Origin of the sequence: Microbacterium sp. (genome assembly GCF_035687345.1) — a bacterium.
Classification (GTDB): Bacteria; Actinomycetota; Actinomycetes; order Actinomycetales; family Microbacteriaceae; genus Microbacterium.
Genome location: NZ_DASRXZ010000132.1, coordinates 1 through 2294, shown reverse-complemented (window position 1 = coordinate 2294; position 2294 = coordinate 1). Strand labels below are relative to the sequence as shown.

Genomic DNA, 2294 nt, shown 5'->3' with positions numbered 1-2294 from the left:
ACCGCAGCACCTGCGTCTCGGTGATCGAATCGCCGGCCTTGGACCGCGGTGTGAAGGCGAACCGCTGCCCATTCGCGGGGACGACGCGCTTCGCGTCGCCGTCGTACTCCGCGTCGACCTGGTTCGGCTTGTCGAAGTGCTCCGCGACCCACAGCAGCGGCGCGCGCAGGCTTCCCGGACGGTCGTCCTTGTCCCACACGTCGAGGTCGAACACGAAGAACGATCCATCGCCGAGCTGCGGCCAGAAGTACGTCTGGCTGCTGTACGGGTCGTTCGCGACGGCATCCGGATCGGCCAGCGGTGGTGTCGTCGTCGGGCGGACGTCGATGCGCTTGAAAGGCCAGTCCGGGGCCGTGTACGGGCGGCTCGGCTCGCTCACGACGAGGAACTTGATCTGGTACAGGCTCGCGACGGCGGGGTTCTGCGTGACGCGGCGCTCGGTGATCTTCACGAGGGCGGCCGGATGCCCCAGCGGATAGAGGTACCCGGGGTAGACGACGCGCACCCACTGGTCGCGTCCGAGCGGGGCGATGTGGTCCCACGCGAGCACCGACGGCATGCCCGGATTCAGGTTGGAGTACTCCTTCGTGTACCAGGCGCCGTGCAGGTCGAGGTACGCGCCGAGCGACGACAGCCACAGCTTGTCGACGCGCACGGGACGCACCGAGCGCTCGTCCCTGATGCCCGGCCAGCGCTCGGAGGTCTGGCGCACGATTCGGTGTCGGTCGGCGCGGTTGAGCGAACCGCGGAACGGCTGGTCTGCGGTGCCCTGCGGCGTCGAGAGGGGGTGGGTGAGGTCGCTGTCCTCGTTCTTGCGCCACACGCTCGACGTCAATCCGTCGCGGTCGCGCGTCCAGATCGCGCGGACGATGCGGCGGTCGTTGTCGTTGCGCTCGGTCGTGGCGCCCGAAGAGGTCGCCTGACCGAGGCGGCTATGCCACAGCTCGACGTTCCGGGCGGTGTCATCGGATGCCACGGGCGCTTCCGCGTGCACCCACCGGCCCTCGCTCGACGGGGAGATGACGAGGCGGTAGGGCGCCTCGATCGCGGTCTGCTCGTCGGTCGGCGGGCTCGAGTAGGTGCCGCGATCGGGGAGCACGACGATCGGCGGCCGGTCGAGGATGTCGCGCAGCGGCCCCGGGATCTCGGCTCGCGCGCCGAGCGAGGCGCCGGCCGCGAGCGACAGCCGCGCGGAGTCGACATGCACGTCGCGAAGGTTCTGCGCGAAGCGGAGCGCTCCACCCGGCGTCGACGCGTCGGGAGGCGGCTGCGTGCGTCGGTCGGCCGCGGTCGGTCGTTCGAGCCGGATCCGCGTGGCCGTGTACCGCGCGATGAGGTTCGGTGCGATCCACACGAACGTGAGCGCGTCGGTCGAGTCGTCGATCGTGCCGCTCTTGCCAGGCGGCTCCGCGTTCGGATGCAGCACCGGCGTCAGCTCGGTCATCGCGCGCAGGATGCCGGCGCGGGTGAACTCGATCCTGTCGTTCCCGCCGATCGCGAAGACGAGCCGACTCGCGCGCGCCGGTCGGTAGCCGACGGGCATCGAGGGCGGGGCGTTGTCCGACACGGTCGCCGCCGGCTGGCTCGGCGGCGTGGTCGTCGTCTGGGTCGGATCGATCGGGTCGGGGTAGATCGGCTTTCCCTGCGAGCCGGTGTCTGTGACGTACTGCGCCTGCTCGTGGGCGTGCTGGTACGGGAACATCACCACCATCAGGTGCGCGCCCGACGCGCTGTTCCGCCGCACGGACGGCGGCGCGCCGCTGTCGTCGGTCTCCAGCCGAGCCCCGAAGAAGTCGACCTGCAGCGCGACGAGGTCGCGCCCGCGTACGACGTCGACGGAGATGTCGGGTCGGCGCGGTGCGTCGCGCCATGGCGGCAGCGTCAGCCGCTCCTCATCCGGCAGGAAGCGCCAGCCCGCGTGGAAGCGCACTGACGGGTCGGTGCGGACGATCCGTGTCGCCCGGTCGCGCGCGATGTCCCCGATGCGATCCTTCTCGGCCATCTCGATTCCCCGATTCGTCGACAGCATCGTCGTTCTCGTCGGGTACTCATCGGGTGGGGATGAGCGGGAACGGCGCTCACGATACTCCGCCGCGCGCGTGCGCGACAGGTCCCGTGAGCGCCGTCCCCGCTGCCGGATCAGCCGGCGTGCGGGGGTCCGCCGTGGCCGGGTCCGCCGTCACCGGGTCCGCCGGGTGCGCCGGGCCCTCCGGCACCGGGTCCGCCGGGCCCTCCGGCGCCGGGTCCGCCGGGTCCGCCGGGGCCGCCGGGGCCGCGGTCCTTCACGGCGATCG

The 2294-nt window shown here is 71.7% G+C and carries 1 protein-coding gene; it reads right to left on the bottom strand.

Annotation, left to right across the window (positions count from 1 at the left end; all coding sequences use genetic code 11):
* A partial coding sequence (locus VFF97_RS15635; RefSeq protein WP_325034427.1) for a hypothetical protein occupies nt 1-2029 on the bottom strand: 2029 nt, incomplete at its 3' end.
* Nucleotides 2030-2294 lie beyond the last annotated feature (265 nt).